Here is a 13435-nt window from a genome sequence, read left to right on the forward strand (position 1 = left end):
GTCGATCCGAGGAGATGCGCGTGTACCTGTCGACCGTCTCCCGGCCGGCCGCCGACCCACCCGCGTCGGGGCCCCGACGCCGACGTTTCGCGCTGGTCAGCGGCAACGTCGTAGCGCTCGGCACGGTCAGTCTGATCACCGACGTCTCGGCCGAGATGGTGGCCGCGGTCCTGCCGCTCTATCTGGTGCTGGGCCTGCACCTCAGCCCGCTGGCCTTCGGCGTGCTCGACGGCGTCCACACCGGCGCCACCGCGCTGCTGCGCGTCGTCGGCGGTTTCGCCGCCGACCGGTTCCGCCGACGCAAGCTGATCGCCGGTATCGGGTACGCGCTCTCGGCGGTCGCGAAACTCGGTCTGCTGCTGGCCGGCCGGTCGATACCGGCGATCGGCGCGGTCATCGCCGTCGACCGGCTCGGCAAGGGCGTGCGGAGCGCGCCGCGCGACGCGCTGATCACCCTCTCCACGCCACCCGGGGCGCTGGGTCGTGCGTTCGGGGTGCACCGGGCGATGGACAGCGTCGGCGCGTTCCTCGGGCCCCTCGTCGCGTTCGCGGTCCTGCTGGTCGTCGGGCAGTCGTACGACGCGGTCTTCGTCACCAGCTTCTGCATCGCGGCCCTGGCCGTCGTGGTGCTCGTGCTCTTCGTCCGGGAGCGGTCGCCCGGCGACGGCGTGAGCGACCCGAACGACCCGAAGGTCTCCGTCGTCGAGGCGTTCGGCCTGTTCCGCAGCGGGCCCGCCCGTCGGCTGGTGCTGGCCGCCGCGCTGCTCGGCCTGGCCACCATCGGCGACGGATTCGTCTACCTGCTGCTGCAACACCGGATGGACCTCGGGCTGCGCTGGTTCCCGCTGCTCGCGGTGGGAACCAGCCTGGCCTACCTGGTGCTCGCCGCCCCGCTCGGCGTACTCGCCGACCGGATTGGCCGGCTGCCCGTGGTGATCGGTGGATACACCGCCCTCGGGGTGACGTATCTGCTGCTGGCCGGGCCGGTCGACGGGTGGCCGCTGATCGCCCTGACGCTGACCCTGTACGGCGGCTTCTACGCGGCCACCGATGGCGTGCTCATCGCGCTCGCCGGCCCGGTGCTGCCGGCGCGGCTGCGCACCACCGGGATCGCGTTGGTGCAGACCGGGCAGGCCCTCGCGTACCTGGTCTCGTCGGTGCTGTTCGGTCTCGCCTGGCAGGCGTGGGGGCCGGAGGCCGCGATCCGCGCGGCGGCCGTCGCCGTCGCCGCCGTCCTGGTCGGCACGCTGTGGCTGCTGGCCTCCCCGTCCCGACTTTCCCCCCGGAGGGTGCCCCGATGACCGCGATGTCGACGCGAGCGAAGCTCGCCGTGGTGGTCGCCTCGGCCGTGCTGCTGGGCGCCGTGGCGGCCGGCTACGCCGCCACGGCCGCGCAGGCACCCGGGACGCCGCCGCCGGCCAGCGATGGCGAGCAGCCGGTCACTCTGGCACCCGGGCCGCGCCTGCTGGCGATCACCGACCGGCACGTCTCCACGGTCGCCGCGACCGACCCCGCCGGGCCGCGCACCGTCGCCGGCCTGGAATGCCTCCGGGTGTACGCCGCGGCCGGCACGGGGATCTGCCTGAAACCGGAGACCGCGTGGTCGTACCAAATGGTCGTGCTGGACGCCGCGCTGCGGCAGACCCGGGCGGTCAGCGTGCCGGGCCTGCCGAACCGGGCCCGGGTCTCCGCCTCCGGCCGGATGGTCTCCTGGACGACGTTCGTCGGTGGCGACTCGTACACCTCGAGTGGCTTCTCCACCCGTACCGGGATTCTGGACACCCACACCGGCGCCACGGTGGCGTCGCTCGAAGGGTTCACGATCACCCGGGACGGCCGCGGCTACCGCAACCCGGACGTCAACTACTGGGGCGTCACCTTCACCGCCGACGACAACCGCTTCTACGCGACCATGGCGACCGGGGGTCGGAGATACCTCGTCCGGGGCGACCTCGCCGCCCGGACGGTGGAGACCCTGAAGGAGAACGTCGAGTGCCCGTCGCTGTCACCGGACGGCACCCGGCTCGCGTTCAAGGAGGCGGTCGACGCCGACCCGGCGAAGGGTTGGCGCTTGTCGGTCCTCGACCTGGGCACCATGCGGGTCACCGCGACCGCCGAGACCCGTAGCGTCGATGACCAGGCCGCGTGGCTGGACGGCGGGACGTTGGCCTACACGCTGCGCGGGGACGACGGCCAGCCCGACGTCTGGACCGTGCCGGCGGACGGGTCCGGCTCGTCGACCCTGGCGATCCCCGGCGCCGAGTCGCCGTCGCCGCTCACCTGACGATCCAGGTCGAGGCCCCGGCCCGGCGGTCAGGACACCTGAACGCCTTGGTGCGGACAGCATTCCGTCATGTCGGATTCCGCCCCGCACCCATCGCCGTTCATCGACGTTCCCGAGGCTGTTGACCATGACAAGGCTGAGCCGTCGCATCTTCGTCCTCAGTGGACTCGTGACCGCCGGGGTCGCGGTGACACCCCGCCAGGGTGCCCGCGCCGCGGTGCCGTACCCCTTCAAACTCGGTGTGGCGTCCGGTGATCCGGCACCCGACAGCGTGGTCCTCTGGACCCGGTTGGCACCGTCCCCGCTCAACGCCGACGGGCAGGGCGGCATGGCCAACGCGGACGTGACCGTGGAGTGGCAGGTGTCCACCACCGACCGCTTCACCTCGCTGGTCGCCTCCGGCTCGGTGGTCGCCCGCTACGCCGACGCGCACTCCGTGCACGCCATCGCGGGCGGGCTCGCGGCCGACTCCGACTACTACTACCGGTTCCGGGCCCAGGGCCAGATCTCGCCGGTCGGGCGGACGCGGACCGCTCCGGCGCCCAGTTCCTTCGGCCGCGACCTGGTGATGGCCTTCGCCTCCTGTGCCCACTACGAGGCCGGCTACTACACCGCGTACCGGCGGATGGCCGAGGACAACCCCGGCCTGATCCTGCACCTGGGCGACTACATCTACGAGGGTGGCGTCGGCAGCTCCACGGTGCGCCAGCACGTCGGCGCGGAGATCGTGTCCCTGGCCGACTACCGCCGCCGCTACGCGCTCTACAAGTCGGACCCGGACCTGCAGGCGGCCCACGCGGCGGCGCCCTGGCTGGTGGTGCCGGACGACCACGAGGTGGAGAACAACTACGCCAACATGGTCCGTAACGACAGCAGCCCGACGTTGACCGCCGCGCAGTGGACCGCCCGGCGGACCGCCGCGTACCGGGCCTACTACGAGAACATGCCGCTGCGGCCGGCCTCCGCCGCCAACGGCAACAGCATCCCGCTGTACCGCCGGGTCCGGTGGGGACAGCTCGCCACCTTCCACATGCTCGACACCCGGCAGTTCCGCGACGACCAGGCGTGCGGGGACGGCTGGAAGGTCTGCGCCGACGCGGATCTGGCCTCCCGGTCGCTGACCGGCGCGGCCCAGGAGACGTGGCTGCTCGACGGGCTGGCCCAGCGCTACGGCACCTGGGACATCCTCGGCCAGCAGGTCTTCTTCGCCCAGCAGCTGGACGCGAACGGGGCGGCGAGCATGGACGCCTGGGACGGCTACCGGGCCTCCCGCAGCCGGATCCAGACCGGCTGGCAGCAGCGCGGGGTGCGCAACCCGTTGGTGCTCACCGGCGACGTGCACCGGTCGTGGGCGAACGACCTCAAGGCCGACTACGCCAACCCCTCCTCGGCGACCATCGGCACCGAACTGGTCTGCACCTCGATCAGCTCGACCGGCAACGGCAGCGGCAGCACCACGGTCCCGAACGCGGCGGCCAACCCGCACCTGAAGTTCTACTCGGACCGTCGCGGCTACGTCCGTACCACGATCAGCCGTAGCCAGGTCCGCGCGGACTTCCGCGCGGTGAACTCGGTGACCGAGCACGGCGCGGCGGCCTCCACCGTGCGCTCGTTCGTCATCCTCGACGGCCAGCCCGGCCTGCAGGCCGGGTAAGGGAGAGCCACCATGAGCGCGATCACCGCACTGCTCACCGCGTCCCTGCTGGTGCCGAACATGGCGCTGGCGCCGACCGCGATGACCGCCGAGGCGGTCACCTGGACCACCGCGAACAGCGTCGCCACCGGCGACCAGGACCTGCCCTCCATCGCCATGAACCGCAACGGTCATGTCGCCGTGGTGTGGGAGGACGACCGGGACAGCACCGCACCGGAGGACGACACCCACAGCGAGATCTACCTGCGGCTGTTCCGCGACGGCACCCCCGCGTACGAGCTGAAGCTGTCCACCGGGGGCACCAGCGGAGCCGCGTGGCGGCACATCAGCCCCGACGTGGGCCTCGACGACCGGGGCAACGCCGTGGTGGTCTGGGCCGCCGACGGCGACGGCAACGGCGTCTACAACATCCAGTACCGGGTGGTGTCGCCGGCCGGCGCGGTGCTCGGCTCGGGGCAGGCCAACGCGAGCGACGCCGGGCAGCAGATTTGGCCGAAGGTCGCCGTCGACCCGGACGGCGCGCCCAGCAACGCCACCGCCGTCGGCTTCACCGTGGTCTGGGAGGATGTGCAGGGGACGGCTCCCGCCACCGTCAAGGCCGCCGCCTTCACCGCGGCCACCACCAAGGCGTACGAGGTGACCGCCTCGCAGACGACGGGTACGCACCACCGCCCCGACGTGGCGGTGTCCGCCTCCGGCGACGCGCTGGTGGTCTGGGACGAGGACGCCGACGCGAACGGCTCGTACAACATCGGGTTGACCCGGCTGGCCCGCGCCAACGGTGCCGTGGTGCTGTCGCGGCGGACGGCCAACGCGCAGAGCGGCGGGCAGCAGCAGCGCGCCTCGGTGTCGGCGAACTTCGCCGGTGACTTCACCGTCGGCTGGGAATCCGACCACACCGGCACCCGGGGTGTCTGGGCCCGATCGTTCACCGCCACGGGCACGGCCCGGCACGACGAGGTCCAGGTCTCCACCGGGGCCGGCGCCGGCACGCCCAGCGTGGGCATCGACGACCAGGACAACGCGGTGGTGGGTTGGACGGTCTCCGGCACCAACCCGGATGTCTGGGCGCGTGGCCTCAACCCGGACGGCACGTTCACCGGACGGCTGGCGGCCCAGGCGTTGAGCCAGACCACGACGGGTCGTCAGGAGCACTTCGCCCTGGCCGCGTCGCCGTGGGGCGAGGTGAGCGTCTGCTACACCGACGACAACGACGGCAACAGCTTCGACCAGGTGCTCCTCGGTCTGGGCACGACGAACTCCACCTGGCTGATGTCCGCCGACGAGTTGCGCCAGATGAAGGCGCGGGCGAGGGCGACCACCCACTGAGCCGACCGGCCTGTTCCCCACCGCGTGAGGTGAAGTCGCGGTGTCCCGCTACCGGGGACACCGCGACTTCGGTGTGACCGGCTCGATCGGTCCGCGCGGGCCGACGCCAGCGCCGGTGAGATCAGCCGAAGAGCAGGTCGAGGTGGGCGTCCAGCGCGTCCAGCGCCTGCTCGGCGGTGTACTGCCCGCCCAGCAGGTAGACACCGAGCCCTTCCATCAGCGCCAGCAGACCGGCCGCGGCGGCGGCGCCGTGGTTGTCCGGCAGGACGCTGGCGATGAACCCGGTGAACTGCGCGGTGTCCTCGTGCAGGCCGGGCGCGGCCGACGGTCGCACCGCCGTGTAGGCGAGGAACGCGAGCGCCACCCGCCCGTCGTCGCGGGTGCGTTCGTCGAGCGGCAGCAGCGCGGCGAGCATCGTCCGCAGCAGCAGCCGAGGCGGAGGGTTCTCGCCCAGCCGCGCCACCGCCTCGGTGACCCGGATCTGGCTGCGTTCACGCACCACGCTCAACGCGAACGCCATCATCTCGTCCTTGGTCCGGAAGTAGTGCTGGACCATCCCGGCGGACACACCGGCCTCGGTCGCCACGTGTCGGAGGCTGACCGCCTCCAGGCCCTGGTCCGCGGCGACCCGCATCAGCGCGTCCGCGATGAGGGTGCGGCGCTCCTGGTGATCGACCTTCTTGGGCATGGCCTCGATCGTTTCACAGTGGGTGACCCGGGCACCTCCGCCAGCGGCGTCGGATCACCGGCTGACGGTGTGGCTCGCGGGGGTTCCCCGCGCGCTGCGCAGCAGGCCGTCCGGGTCGTCGGCGTACAGGCGCAGCTCGTGCATGGGCGTGTCCCCGGTCTTCGACAGATCGAAGATCAGCGGTCGGCGTAGCAGGACGTCGATGCTCGTCTGGCTGCCGACCGCGATGGACACCACCCGCCGTTCGCCCTCCTGCTCGACCTGCACCGACCTGCTCGACGGCAGCGAGCGGTAGCGCTTGCGCAGGGCCTCGACGTCGGTCCACGGGATCCAGAGGTCGATGCCGGAGCTGAGCCGCACCCGCAGGCCCCGGTCGCCGACGACGTGGGGATGGATGGTCATGCTGGCGAACAGGCCGATCATCCAGAGCAGACCCCACACGCCGAGGCCCAGCACGATCCAGCGGGCGGGCCGCCACGGCACCACGTGGGTGACCACGACATCGAAGATCGGGATCTCCACGACCGACAGGCCGATGAAGATGCCGAGGATCGGCTTCACCACGCCGAGGTAGCCGAACGGCTCGTCGCCGGGCCCCAGCGGCAGCGGGCGGCGTCGCGCCCACAGGTACAGGCTGCGCCACATCGCGGCCTCGGTGTCGGCCGCACGACGCAGCAGTGGGCCCACCCGCGTCCTGGTCGGCGTCTTCGTGTCGGTCATGGTCGTCCTTCTCGGGGGGAGGTGACGGTCAGTGCAGGGTGATGGTTCCGGCGCCGCCGTCCACGGTGACGAGCTGCCCGGTGGAGATGATCCGAGTGGCGTCCGGCACGCAGATGACGGCGGGAATGCCGTACTCACGGGCCACCGTGGGGCCGTGCGCCATGATCGCGCCGGTCTCGGTCACCAGCGCCGACGCGGTGAGGAACAGCGGGGTCCACCCGGGGTCCGTGGTCGCGGCGACCAGGACCTCGCCCGGCTCGACGTGCGCGGTGTCCGGCTCGTGGACGACCCGGGCAGGGCCGGTCACCCGGCCCGCCGACGCGCCCACGCCCGCGAGCGTCCCGTCGGCGGCCGGCGTCGGCGGCAGAACGGTCTCGACATCCGTGCCGTCGGAGAGCAGCGCCACCGGGACCGTCCGACGCCGCAGCTCCCGGCGGTGCACCGCCCGTCGGGAGGTGACCGTCCCGCGCAGGTCGACACCCTGGTGTACGACGGTGTGCACCTCGTCGAGGGTCAGGAACATGATGTCGTCGGGCTGCTCCAGTAACCCGGCGTCACGCAGGTCGGCGCCGATGAGCAGCAGTTGGCGGCGCGTCTCGCGCAGCGGGTACAGCCCGGCGAACTTGCCGGCCTCGCGCAGGCCGGCCAGCGACCGCGCCCGGCGCAGCAGGAAACCGGCGAGAATGCCCCGCACCGGCCGACGACGGCGGGCCCGGGTGACCAGCTCCCGCAGCGCGTTCTCCGCTGCCGCGGCGGCCCGCGCGAAGCGTTGGTCGGGGCCCTGCCCCGGATCGGTGACGCGCAGGTAGTTGGCGACCGCGGCGAAGACCGGTGTCGGGTCCTCCGCCCAGCGGGGCACCCCGAGGTCGACTTCGGCGGCGCCCCGGTGACCGTAGGCGTCCAGGAAGGCCGCCATGCCGATGTCGGGCAGCGCCCCTCGCAGGTGGCGCGCGGCCAGTTCGGCCGGCGGGGTGTCGAGGAGAAGCTGGCGGTGATCACCCGCGCCCTGGGCGAGCCGCCACAGGGCCAGGTCCATCTCGATGGTGACGTTGTACGGCATGCCGCCCAGCACGGCGTGGATCTCGTCCGGGCCGGCGATCCCCTTGAGCAGGGCGGTCGGCAGCGCGGCGGCGAGCATCCCGGCGACGATCGGCCACATGATCGCGTCGGCGCTGTCGTCGGCGTCGTGCGCCTGGAGGAAACACAGCCGGTCGGCGGTGGTGCGCAGGTCGGCGGGAGCGGCTGAGCGTACTTTGATCTGCTCGATCGCCTCGAACATCCGGACCCGTGCGGTCTCGGGACGAGCCAGCGCCCGCGAGATCCCCACCACCGCGCGGCCGGCCGTGCGCAGCGACGCGGCCCCCGGCGCCCCGCCGCGCCCGGTGCCGCCGCTGGTCGGGGCGAACCGGGGATCGGCAAGCACGTGCTTCATCACCGCCTGGGCGCGTGGGCCGAAGTCGACGGCGAGGAGTTTCACCAGTCGCTTGCGGGACGACCGGTCCCGCGCCAGGTCGGTCAGGTCGCCGTAGAGGCGGCCACCGATGTCGACGATCTCGACCCGTACGCCGAGCGCGGCGAGCATCGCGGCGATCTGCGTCCGCAGGGTCGACATGCCCATCGGGGTGACCGGTTGCAGCATGCCCTGGACGTGCCCGAACTCCAGGTAGACGCGGGGGAGGGGCTTGTCGGTCTCCGGTGGGAGGGGAAACAGGCCGGTGATCGGCCGGGACTGGAGCAGCCACAGCACGTCGTTCGCGTCGATGGCCCACTCGACGTCCTGTGGGCGACCGAAGTGGGCCTGCAACCGCTCGCCGGTGGCGCGCAGCCGGGCCAGCTGCCCGGAGGTCAGGCAGCCGGCGTCGTCGCGCGGGACCTCGTCGAGGACGTAGTGGTCGACCGCCGCCGTGCCGTCCACCACGGTCGTGCCGAGGCCCGCCGCGGCGTCGACCGCCATCTCGTCGCGGCGCCCGGTCAGCGGGTTGGCGGTGAACAGCACCCCGGCCACCGCGGGGCTGACCATGCGCTGCACGACGACGGCCATGCGCACCGTCTGGTGATCGATCTGGTGGGCGTCCCGGTAGGCGGTCGCGCGGTCGCCGTGCAGCGAATCCCAGCACTTCTCGATGGCGGCGATCAGCTCGTCGGTGCCCGTGACGTTGAGAACGGTGTCCTGTTGCCCGGCGAAGCTCGCGTCCGGCAGGTCCTCGGCGGTGGCGCTGGAGCGTACCGCCACCGGGCCGGCCCCGAGCCGTTCGTACGCGTCGACGACCTCGGCCGTGGGGATGACGCCGAGCCGGTGCGCCTCGGTGGTGACGCAGAAGCCGTCGGGCACCTGCTCGCCGCGCCGGATCAGCTCGCCCAGCCCGGCCGCCTTGCCGCCGACCAGATCGGTCATGGCGGCGGTCACCTCGGACAACGCGATCACGTGCATGGCAGCCCACTCTCTTTGCAATACAACTGTATTGCATTCGACCGTAGCCCGTTTCCGATGCGACTGCAATGTCTCCCTGCTCGGGTGTGTGGCCCCGCGCCGGGCTGTTGCCGGCATCTGCCATGCTCGGGCCGGTGACGACCGGCCGCCCCACCAGAGCCCGTTCCCACCGCCGCCCGCGAAGCCGGGCCCTCCGCCTCGTCCTCGCGCTCGTCGCCGTGGCGGCCCTGCTGGGCATCGCGATCGTCGCGGTACCGATGCTGCGTCCGGCCGGACCACGCCCGCTCTTCCAAATGCCGGTGGCCTGCGGCGAGACGTGGCAGCTCAGCACCTACCCCGGCCACGACGACTACGACGTCGACTTCTTCCCAATCGAGGGTGAGACGTGGGGACGGCCGGTGCTCGCGTCGTACGCCGGCACGGTCACGGTGGCGGGCATCAACGGCTCGCTGGGCGGGCGCAACCCGGAGAACCCGGACGGACCCCGGGGGCGTGGCGGCGGCTACTGGGTGAAGATCGACCACGGCGGCAAGTGGGAGACGCAGTACCTGCACATGCTCGAACCGCCACTGGTCACGGTCGGTCAGAAGGTTGCCCAGGGTGATCAGATCGGGCGGCTCGGCAGCACCGGGAACTCCGGCGCGCCGCACCTGCACTACGAGCAGCGCCGAGGCTGGGACAAGGTCGAGACCCACTTCGACGGTGTGCCGTCGGGCATCACCACCGACGAACGCGAGCAGATCCTCCGGCGGGTGAGCAAGAACTGTCCGGCCGTCTCCTGAGGACCACGGTTTGCCCGGCGTGCCTCGGGGCACTGATCGGGGAGACAGTTCAGACGCAGGGAGGAGCCGGCCATGGTCAAGGGTGACGTCGACACGTACCACGAGGACGGGCAGTGGAAGAACAAGCCGGAGGGTCACGAGCGAGCCAGCAGCACGCATGACGTGAAGGCCGACGCGCAGGCCCAGGGCCGGGAGATGGCGGCCGACCGCGGCGTCGAACACGTGATCAAGAAGCAGGACGGCACGATCGGGGAGAAGAACACCTACCCCCGCAGCCGCGACCCCCGCGACATCGAGGGCTGACAACTTTCGTTTCTCCCGGACTGACCTCCCCGGCGACGCCGGGGAGGTCAGTCCTTCTGTCGGGTGGCCGGCCGAGCTTCCAGGTACGGGAATTTTGGGCGTTTTGGGAGATTATAGTCCAGATCGGGGCTGGAGTGAAAGCTGGGAGTGGACATGTCGTTACGGGGCCGGCGTCGTCCGAGCAGCATTGCCGCGCTGGTGGTGGCCGTCATCCTGGGAGTTCTCGCGATCGGGCCACTCCCTGCGTCGGCGGCCGGGTCCGTCCTGTTCGACCAACCGTTCCACAACAACACCGCGAACGGCATCGGCGCGGTGGCGGTGCCGGGCGTGCCCGGCGTCCTGGCGGCCAACGCCGCCTGCCTGAGCGCGGCCGGCAACTCGACAAGCGGGCCACTGCTGAGCTGCACCACCTCCACCGACCCACAGGGGGCCGGCAAGCTGCGCCTCACCCCCGCCAGCACCACCCGGGAGGGTGGGGTGTTCGGGGCGGTGAGTGTGCCCACCTCGCAGGGCCTGCACGTCACCTTCAACACCTACCAGTACGGCGGCAGCAACCCGGGCGCGGACGGCCTCGCCTTCGTGCTGGCCGCCGTCGACCCGGCCAACCCGAGGTCCCCGGCGGCCCTCGGTCAGCCGGGCGGCTCGCTGGGCTACTCGGCCGCGTTCAACGGCGCGTCGGTGGGCCTGTCCAACGGCTACCTGGGCGTCGGCCTGGACGTCTACGGCAACTTCAGTAACAGCACGTACCAGGGCAGCGGCTGCACGAACCCGCCGTACATCTCGACCACCGGCGGGCGCGTCCCCGGCCAGGTCGTGATCCGCGGACCGGGCCGCAACGGGGTCGGCTACTGCGCGATCAACAGCACCGCTACCAGCACCTCCTCGGCGGCGCTGGCATTGCGGGCCGCCACCCGGTCCGCCTCGGTGGTGCCGGTCGAGGTGGTTGCCAACACCACCTCGTCCCCGTTCACCACCGACACCGGCATCACCGTTCCGGCCGGGGAGTACCGGGTCAAGTTCACCCCGGTGGGTGGCGCGGCGCGGACCCTGGCCGGCGCCCTACCCGTCGTGTCGTCGAGTCTGTACCCGTCGCCAAACTGGTTGAACGCCAGCGGCTACCCGCGGCAACTCGCCTTCGGCTGGGTGGGCTCCACCGGCTCGGTCACCGACTTCCACGAGGTCGACAACGCGCGGGCGGTCAGCTTCAACCCGGTGCCGGACCTGAACGTGTCGCAGACCAGCGCGGTCGGGGCCAGCCCGCAGCCCGGTGATCCGGTCACCTACTCGATCACGGCGGGGGTCGATGCCGTGGCCGCCGAGCCTTCGCCGATCTCGGTCACCCAGACCGTGCCCGCCGGCGTCGTCCCGCGCGGCGCGTTCGGCACCGGCTGGGCCTGCGGCGCACCGTCCGGGCAGACCATCACCTGCACCAACAGCAACGGCCCTTTCCCCGGCGGAACCTCGCTACCACCGATCACGGTCGTCGCGACCGTCACCGGCACCGGGGTGACACCGACGCTCATCCAGACCGCCACGGTGGCGACCTCCTCGTCGATCGACGCTAACCCGGGGTTCTCCACCACCACGACGCCCGCCACGCCGGCGACCGCACCTGGCGGCGTCACCGTCACCCCGGCACAGAGTTCGGTCTCCGGGGGCGTCGCCGTCACCGTCGGCGGCAGCAACCTCACCGGGGCGACCGCGATCACCATCGGCACCGCCGCCGAGCAGCAGGCCGGCACCTCGGTGCTGCTGTTGCCGTGTACCTCCGGCCCGGCCGCCGGCTGCTTCACCGTCAACCCGAACGGCACGCTCGCCATCTCCGCCATGCCGGCCCGTTCCAGCCCGGCGACGGTCACCGTCAGCGTCGTCACCCGGGGCTCCGCCGGGTCCGCGAACTTCGTCTACGCGTCCACCCCGGGCACCCCGGCCACGCCCACCGCCGTCGCGGGCGTCACCAGCGCCACGGTGAGCTGGACGGCGCCGGCGAACAACGGCAGCCCGATCACCAGCTACCTGATCACCCCGATCCGGGACGGCGTCACCCAACCGACCCTCACCTTCGACGCCTCCACCACCAGCCGCACCCTGACCGGGCTGACCGCCGGTGCCTCGTACGCCTTCCGGGTGGCGGCGGTGAACGCGTTCGGTACCGGCGCGGAAAGCCCCGCCTCGGCGGCGGTGGTCCCGTACACCCTGCCGGGCGCGCCGACGAACACCTCGGCCACCGCGGGCACGAACGCCGCCACGGTGAGCTGGACGGCCCCGGCCAACGGAGGATCGCCGATCACCGGTTACACCGTCACGCCGTACCTCGGCACCGTGGCACAGACCCCCCGGGTCTTCAGCGACCCCGCCACCACCCAGATCGTCACCGGGCTGACCGCCGGCGCCACGTACACCTTCCGGGTGGCCGCGACGAACGCCGCCGGGACGGGCCCGCAGTCGACCCCCTCCGCGTCGGTGACGGTCAACGCGTCCCCGACGCTGACCTTCGCACCACCGCCGCCCGGGAAGGCCTACGACCCGTACCGGTACCAGCTGACCGTTACCGGTGGCACGGCACCGTTCACCTGGTCGGTCAGCGCCGGCAGGCTGCCCGCCGGGCTGACTCTCGACCCGGCCACCGGACTGCTCTCCGGCACGCCCACCGTGTCCGGGACGTTCCCGTTCACCGTCCGGGTGACCGACGCGTTCAACCAGTCCGCGACCCGACCGGTCGACCTGGTCGTCAGCCCACTCGGTGGGCTCTCGATCAGCGTCCCGGCGATCTCCGCCCTCGGCACCGTCACCTCGGGTACCACGGGCGTCTCGGGTCGACTCGGCCCGGTGACCGTCACCGACGACCGCGGGCCGTTCTCCGGAAACTGGGTCAGCGTCGTTTCCAGCACCAGCTTCACCACGGGGTCCGGCTCGGGTGGACAGACCATCCCGAACAGCAACATCACGTACGCCTCCGGGGCGGCCGTCGCCAGCACCGGGGTCGGAACCTTCATCCCGCAGCCCGGGGCGGTGCTGGACACCCCCCGTACGGCCGCCGGATGGTCCGGTCAAACGGGAGGCCCGAACTCCGCCACCTGGAACCCCAGCCTGTTCGTCACCATCCCGTCCGGTGTGGTGGTCGGTGACTACGTGGCGGTCGTGACGCATTCCGTCATCTAGCGCGGCCAGCCGTTCCGGGTCCCAACCCACCAGCAGAACGTCGCTGCCCGGCCGTTCCGAAGGGAACGGCCGGGCAGTCTCT

General features: G+C 72.0%; 10 protein-coding genes. 7 read left to right on the forward strand and 3 right to left on the reverse strand.

From position 1 onward, the window contains the following. The first annotated feature begins 20 nt into the window (after window positions 1–20). The 4 genes from AB0J33_RS13050 to AB0J33_RS13065 all read left to right on the forward strand — a co-directional run bounded on the left by AB0J33_RS13050 (window position 21) and on the right by AB0J33_RS13065 (window position 5267). Window positions 21–1301 carry an MFS transporter gene (locus tag AB0J33_RS13050; protein WP_363612939.1) on the forward strand — a complete coding sequence of 427 codons (1281 nt, stop codon included), beginning with the start codon at window positions 21–23 and terminating at the stop codon, window positions 1299–1301. Further along, window positions 1298–2284: a hypothetical protein gene (locus AB0J33_RS13055; RefSeq protein ID WP_363612941.1), complete on the forward strand. Its 987-nt coding sequence runs from the start codon at window positions 1298–1300 to the stop codon at window positions 2282–2284. Before AB0J33_RS13050 ends, AB0J33_RS13055 begins: the two co-directional genes overlap by 4 nt. 127 nt (window positions 2285–2411) lie before the next feature. Beyond that, window positions 2412–3938 carry an alkaline phosphatase D family protein gene (locus AB0J33_RS13060; RefSeq protein WP_363612943.1) on the forward strand — a complete coding sequence of 509 codons (1527 nt, stop codon included), beginning with the start codon at window positions 2412–2414 and terminating at the stop codon, window positions 3936–3938. Between the two features lie 12 nt (window positions 3939–3950). Continuing rightward, window positions 3951–5267, forward strand: a complete 1317-nt coding sequence (locus AB0J33_RS13065; protein ID WP_363612945.1) for a hypothetical protein — start codon at window positions 3951–3953, stop codon at window positions 5265–5267. Between the two features lie 121 nt (window positions 5268–5388). Here AB0J33_RS13065 and AB0J33_RS13070 read toward each other — a convergent pair whose 3' ends face one another. The 3 genes from AB0J33_RS13070 to AB0J33_RS13080 are packed head-to-tail and all read right to left on the reverse strand — an operon-like array spanning window position 5389 to window position 9106. After that, window positions 5389–5955, reverse strand: a complete 567-nt coding sequence (locus AB0J33_RS13070) for a TetR family transcriptional regulator C-terminal domain-containing protein (protein WP_363612947.1) — start codon at window positions 5953–5955, stop codon at window positions 5389–5391. Window positions 5956–6009: 54 nt separating this feature from the next. Then, window positions 6010–6675, reverse strand: a complete 666-nt coding sequence (locus AB0J33_RS13075) for a hypothetical protein (protein ID WP_363612949.1) — start codon at window positions 6673–6675, stop codon at window positions 6010–6012. Between the two features lie 28 nt (window positions 6676–6703). Beyond that, window positions 6704–9106, reverse strand: a complete 2403-nt coding sequence (locus AB0J33_RS13080; protein ID WP_363612951.1) for a PEP/pyruvate-binding domain-containing protein — start codon at window positions 9104–9106, stop codon at window positions 6704–6706. A 122-nt stretch (window positions 9107–9228) separates the two neighbouring features. On the opposite strand from AB0J33_RS13080, the gene AB0J33_RS13085 reads away from it, so the two are divergent. From AB0J33_RS13085 to AB0J33_RS13095, 3 genes are all read left to right on the forward strand, one after another. Then, the gene (locus tag AB0J33_RS13085; RefSeq protein ID WP_363612953.1) at window positions 9229–9888 is read left to right on the forward strand and encodes a M23 family metallopeptidase; all 660 of its coding nucleotides are present in this window, start codon (window positions 9229–9231) and stop codon (window positions 9886–9888) included. Window positions 9889–9960: 72 nt separating this feature from the next. Then, window positions 9961–10191, forward strand: a complete 231-nt coding sequence (locus tag AB0J33_RS13090) for a DUF2188 domain-containing protein (protein WP_030491668.1) — start codon at window positions 9961–9963, stop codon at window positions 10189–10191. Window positions 10192–10344: 153 nt separating this feature from the next. After that, on the forward strand, window positions 10345–13353 hold the full coding sequence (locus AB0J33_RS13095) for a fibronectin type III domain-containing protein (RefSeq protein WP_363612955.1): 3009 nt from the start codon (window positions 10345–10347) through the stop codon (window positions 13351–13353). Window positions 13354–13435 lie beyond the last annotated feature (82 nt).

The organism is Micromonospora sp. NPDC049645 (assembly GCF_040675155.1).
GTDB lineage: Bacteria > Actinomycetota > Actinomycetes > Mycobacteriales > Micromonosporaceae > Micromonospora.

Coding starts and splice junctions, on each gene's coding strand:
- AB0J33_RS13055 (WP_363612941.1), top strand. CDS start 1,298: ATGACCGCGATGTCGACGCGAGCGAAGCTCGCCGTGGTGGTCGCCTCG.
- AB0J33_RS13065 (WP_363612945.1), top strand. CDS start 3,951: ATGAGCGCGATCACCGCACTGCTCACCGCGTCCCTGCTGGTGCCGAAC.
- AB0J33_RS13075 (WP_363612949.1), bottom strand. CDS start 6,675: ATGACCGACACGAAGACGCCGACCAGGACGCGGGTGGGCCCACTGCTG.
- AB0J33_RS13070 (WP_363612947.1), bottom strand. CDS start 5,955: ATGCCCAAGAAGGTCGATCACCAGGAGCGCCGCACCCTCATCGCGGAC.
- AB0J33_RS13080 (WP_363612951.1), bottom strand. CDS start 9,106: ATGCACGTGATCGCGTTGTCCGAGGTGACCGCCGCCATGACCGATCTG.
- AB0J33_RS13085 (WP_363612953.1), top strand. CDS start 9,229: ATGCTCGGGCCGGTGACGACCGGCCGCCCCACCAGAGCCCGTTCCCAC.
- AB0J33_RS13095 (WP_363612955.1), top strand. CDS start 10,345: ATGTCGTTACGGGGCCGGCGTCGTCCGAGCAGCATTGCCGCGCTGGTG.
- AB0J33_RS13060 (WP_363612943.1), top strand. CDS start 2,412: ATGACAAGGCTGAGCCGTCGCATCTTCGTCCTCAGTGGACTCGTGACC.
- AB0J33_RS13090 (WP_030491668.1), top strand. CDS start 9,961: ATGGTCAAGGGTGACGTCGACACGTACCACGAGGACGGGCAGTGGAAG.